The sequence below is a fragment of the Actinomycetota bacterium genome (genome assembly GCA_019347575.1).
In the GTDB taxonomy this organism is placed as follows: Bacteria; Actinomycetota; Nitriliruptoria; order Nitriliruptorales; family Nitriliruptoraceae; genus JAHWKY01.
The window spans coordinates 1-4,346 of sequence record JAHWKY010000091.1 but is presented as its reverse complement, the minus strand read 5'-3'; the positions used below and the strand labels follow the sequence as shown (position 1 = coordinate 4,346).

5 protein-coding genes are annotated in these 4,346 nt (G+C 67.2%); 3 read left to right on the top strand and 2 right to left on the bottom strand.

The window, feature by feature from the left end; all coding sequences use genetic code 11:
- Both KY469_22440 and KY469_22435 read right to left on the bottom strand, forming a co-directional pair.
- On the bottom strand, positions 1-898 hold an 898-nt coding region (locus KY469_22440; GenBank protein ID MBW3665853.1), incomplete at its 3' end, for a ferritin-like domain-containing protein.
- Positions 899-909: 11 nt separating this feature from the next.
- Positions 910-1,470, bottom strand: coding sequence for a TetR family transcriptional regulator (locus KY469_22435; GenBank protein ID MBW3665852.1), 561 nt, complete (start codon positions 1,468-1,470; stop codon positions 910-912).
- Positions 1,471-1,600: 130 nt separating this feature from the next.
- On the opposite strand from KY469_22435, the gene KY469_22430 reads away from it, so the two are divergent.
- Genes KY469_22430 through KY469_22420 form a run of 3 tightly spaced genes read left to right on the top strand, consistent with a single transcriptional unit; the run spans position 1,601 to position 4,109 of the window.
- Positions 1,601-2,692, top strand: coding sequence for an ABC transporter ATP-binding protein (locus KY469_22430; protein MBW3665851.1), 1,092 nt, complete (start codon positions 1,601-1,603; stop codon positions 2,690-2,692).
- Complete coding sequence (locus KY469_22425) at positions 2,689-3,372, top strand: ABC transporter permease (GenBank protein ID MBW3665850.1); 684 nt, start codon at positions 2,689-2,691, stop codon at positions 3,370-3,372. The genes KY469_22430 and KY469_22425 overlap by 4 nt, the downstream gene beginning before the upstream one ends.
- A gap of 2 nt (positions 3,373-3,374) precedes the next feature.
- Positions 3,375-4,109: an ABC transporter permease gene (locus KY469_22420; protein MBW3665849.1), complete on the top strand. Its 735-nt coding sequence runs from the start codon at positions 3,375-3,377 to the stop codon at positions 4,107-4,109.
- The last annotated feature ends 237 nt before the right edge of the window (positions 4,110-4,346 follow it).

The window sequence follows — 4,346 nt, the reverse complement described above, 5'->3', positions numbered from 1 at the left end:
CGGTCGGGACGACACGGGAGAAGAGCGCCTTGCGGAACTCCCCCATCAGCTGGGCGTTGTCCACGTACTCGACGCACTCCTCGGTGTCGAAGCCGAGGTTCTCCCAGACCTCCTCCGCGAGGAACCGGTCCTTGAGGAGGTAGGAGGCTTCGACGACGAACTCCTCGCGCTCCTCGCGCTCCTTCTCGGTCAGCTCCGCGTACGCGTCCTGGAGGGCCAGGGAGCCGAAGGCGACGTGACGTGCCTCGTCCTGCATCACGTAGGCGTTGAGGGACTTGCCGAGCGGATCCTGCGTGAAGTCCCGGATCATCGAGAACGCCGCCAGAGCGACCCCCTCGATCATCACCTGCATGCCCAGGTAGGTCATGTCCCACCGGCCGTCGGTGATCGTCTGGTCGAGCAGGGTCGCAAGGTGGGGGTTGATCGGGTAGGCCATCTCCAGCTTCTCGTTGAGGTAGCGCGAGTACGCCTCGACGTGGCGGGCTTCGTCCATGACCTGCGTGGCGGCGTAGAACTTCGAGTCGACGTCCGGGACGGTCTGCACGATCTTGGACGCACAGATCAGCGCACCCTGTTCCCCGTGCAGGAACTGCGAGTTCATCCAGGTCGCCATGTGGTGGCGGACCACGTTCTTCTCGTCACGCGACAGGCGCTCCCAGGTCGGGGATCCGAAGATGGGCACGTACTCGTCGGGCATCACGTCGGTGTTGGTCGTGTCGACGTCCAGGGACCAATCGATCCTCGTGTTGGCGTTCCACTGCTTCTCCTTCCCCTTCTCGTAGAGGTTCAGGAGGCGGTGGCGCCCCTCGTCGTACTCCCAGTTGAACACGGCCTCGCTGTGGCCGGGGATCCGCCATTGGGTCTCCTCGACGGGCAGGGCGTAACGGTGGGTCGACACGGTGTTCTCCTTCACTCGGCCTTCAGGCCGTGGACCAGCAGGTCGGCCAGTTCGGCGGCGACCTGTTCGAGGGGTTCGTCGGTCGGGTTGACCGCGTAGCTCACGAGCAGACGGGTTGTGGCATCGGCGGCGCGGTGGACGAGCGCCGGCGAAAGATGCGGGATCCGCTCCGAGATCAGGTCCTCGAGGACGGGGAGGGCAGCGGTCAGCACCGGCCCCGAACCGTGCAGGAGCGCCGGCAACAGCGCTTCGGGTTCGGTTGCGAGCAGTCGATCCAGCAGGGGGTGCTCTCGCGCACCCCGGAGCGCCTCGAGGATCGCCGCCTCGACCGAGGGGCGGAGATCCGGATGACGGCGTGCGGCGGCGCCGATGCGTTCCATCAGCCGCTGCTCCTCCCCCACGATCGCCGCGCGGATCAGGTCATCACGCGAAGCGAAGTAGCGGTAGACGGTCTGGCGCGAGACGCCCGCTTCGGAGGCGACGTCCTCGACCGACAGGCGCGAGAGGCCGTGCGTGGCGATGGCTCGGATCGTCGCGTCCAGGATCCGGTCATGTGTTCCCGCGTCAGTCATGCGACAACTGTACGCAGCATGTAACACCGTCGCAAGAGGGGACGGAACACCTGCCGACATCGTCGGGTTGTCTACCCTGAAATCGGGGCGACCGGACCACCCAGAGCCGGGGAGCGACGTGGGCGACACGATGATCCGCCTCGATGGCGTCTCCAAGGTCTTCCCCGGCATGTCGCAGCCGGCCGTCGACGACCTGTCGTTCGAGGTCCCCGAGGGCGAGATCGCGGTGCTGGTCGGCCCGTCGGGGTGCGGCAAGACCACCACGCTCAAGATGATCAACCGGTTGATCGAACCGACGAGCGGTTCCATCCACGTGGCCGGTCGGGAGATCCGCTCGCAGGAGGCCCACGAGCTCCGCCGTGGCATCGGATACGTGATCCAGCAGATCGGGCTCTTCCCCCACCGGACGATCCGAGACAACGTTGCGACGGTCCCCCGGCTGCTCGGGTGGGATGACGGGCGGATAGATGACCGCGTGGACGAGTTGATCGAGGTCATGGGGCTCGACGCGTCGATGCGCGATCGCTACCCGGCCGAACTGTCCGGAGGCCAACGCCAGCGTGTGGGGGTAGCCCGGGCCCTGGCCGCCGATCCTCCGGTGCTCCTGATGGACGAACCGTTCGGTGCGGTCGACCCCATCGTCCGCTCACGCCTGCAGAAGGAGCTCCTCGCTCTGCAGGACCGGATGCGCAAGACCATCGTGTTCGTCACCCACGACATCGATGAAGCGATCCAGTTGGGTGACCGGATCGCGATCCTCAACGTCGGGGGCGTCCTCGAACAGTACGCCCCTCCTCGGGAGGTCCTGGCCCAGCCCGCCAACGCTTTCGTCGAGGACTTCCTCGGTGCCGAGAGAGGTCTGAAGCGTCTATCCCTGATCCCCGTGACCGATCTCGAACTGGAACGCGGTCCGGTCGTCGATGCGAGCGCCTCCGTCGAGGAGGCCAAACGGGTCATGGCGGAGCACGACTCGACCTGGGTGGGCGTGCTCGATGGTCAACGCATGCGGGGGTGGATCTGGGGTTCCGATCTCGAACCGGGACGTCCCGTCGGCGAGCACGAGACGCGCGACTTCCGGGTGTGGATCGAGTCGAGCTCGAGCCTCCGTGAAGCGCTGGACGCCGTCGTGAACACCCGCAACCAGGTCGCGATCGTCTACTCGGACGACGTGTACGTGGGGATGTTGCGTGTCGAGCAGATCAGCGCCGAACTGTGGCTCTGACGCCCCTCCTCGCCCAGAGCGGTGACCCGCTGATCCGGTGGGACTGGATCCTGAGCCATCGGTCGGATATCTGGGAACGGACGCTGGAGCACCTGTTCCTCACCGCCGTGCCGGTCGGGCTGGGGCTGCTGATCGCGCTGGTCCTCACGGTGGTGTCCCTGCGTTGGCGGCACCTGTACGAACCGATCGCGCAGACCACCGCGGTCCTGTACACGATCCCGAGCCTCGCCGCCTTCGCCCTCCTCACCGCGTTCCTCGGGCTGTTCAGCGTCTGGACCGCGGTGATCCCGCTGACGACGTACACGCTGCTGATCCTGGTCCGCAACATGGTCACGGGGATCGACGGGGTACCCCCCGACACGCTCGAAGCGGCGACGGGGATGGGCTACCAGCGTCCGCGGAGGTTCCTGGAGATCGAACTCCCGCTCGCCCTGCCCGTCATCATCGCCGGACTGCGGATCGCCACGGTGACGGTGGTGGGGCTCGTGACCGTCACCGCGTTGCTGGGGCGGGGCGGTCTCGGGCACTTCATCCTCGATGCCTTCCGCCGCTCGATCATCTTCCCGACCGAGGCGTTCGTCGGGCTCGTCGGCACGGTCATCGTCGCGGTCGGACTCGATCTCGTGCTGTACATGATCCAACGGATCCTCACCCCGTGGGCCAGCCGGACGGAGGGCTGAACGTGATCGAGCTGCTGCGGGAGACCGCCGCTTGGCTGACCGATCCCGCGCTGTGGGGCTGGGGAGACCGCACGATCCCCTTCCGGATCGTCCAGCACCTGCAGTTGGCCATCATCCCGACGACGATCGCCGTCGTGCTCGCGGTCCCGAGCGCCGCGTGGCTCGCCCACAAGCGCCGAGCCGAGTTCCTGGCCACGGCTGTAGTGAACATCGGACGGGCCGTCCCCTCGTTCGGCGTGCTGGTCGTCGCGGCGCTCCTCGCGATCCGGTGGGGCGTCGCGGTCTCGTTCTGGCCAGGCGTCGTCGCGCTGCTGCTGCTCGCGTTGCCTCCTGTCTTCACGAACACCTACACCGGGGTCCGAGGCGCAGATGCCGCGACGGTGGAGTCGGGGCGTGGCATGGGTATGACGTCCACGGAGCTCCTGCTCGATGTGGAGCTGCCGCTGGGTTCGCCCGTGATCCTGGCGGGGATCCGGATCGCGTTCCTGCAGGTCATGGCGACGGTCCCCCTGATCGCTGTGATCGGCTCATCCGGAGGGCTGGGGCGCTACATCGTCGACGGGTTCGCACAGGGGCGTGCTGCACGTGATCAGGTGCTCGCCGGCGCCATCCTCGTCGCCGGACTCACGTTCCTCGCTGACCTGGCGTTCGGACGGCTGGAACGCGCCCTGTTGCCGGCCGGTCTGCGGGAGATGGACCGGGACGACGTGATGATCGAGACCAGCGTGGCCGCGTGACGTACGCACGGAATGTCACCCCGCGCTGATGGGTTGCCTCTACGACCTGCGTAGTATCAGCCCCGGCCCGGACCCGGGTCGGTTCCCGACAACGGAAAGGGAGATACCCATGCGGACGCACTTCCGCAGCGGTGTCCTCGGGGCGATCGTCCTCGTCGTCGCACTCCTCGCGGCGGCATGTGGAGGATCGGGTGAGGACACCACGACCGAACCGACCGGCGCCACGACCGACGGCGG

Bases quoted from the DNA above. Each gene is read 5' to 3' on its own strand.
- KY469_22435 (MBW3665852.1), bottom strand. From the start codon at position 1,470: ATGACTGACGCGGGAACACATGACCGGATCCTGGACGCGACGATCCGA.
- KY469_22430 (MBW3665851.1), top strand. From the start codon at position 1,601: ATGATCCGCCTCGATGGCGTCTCCAAGGTCTTCCCCGGCATGTCGCAG.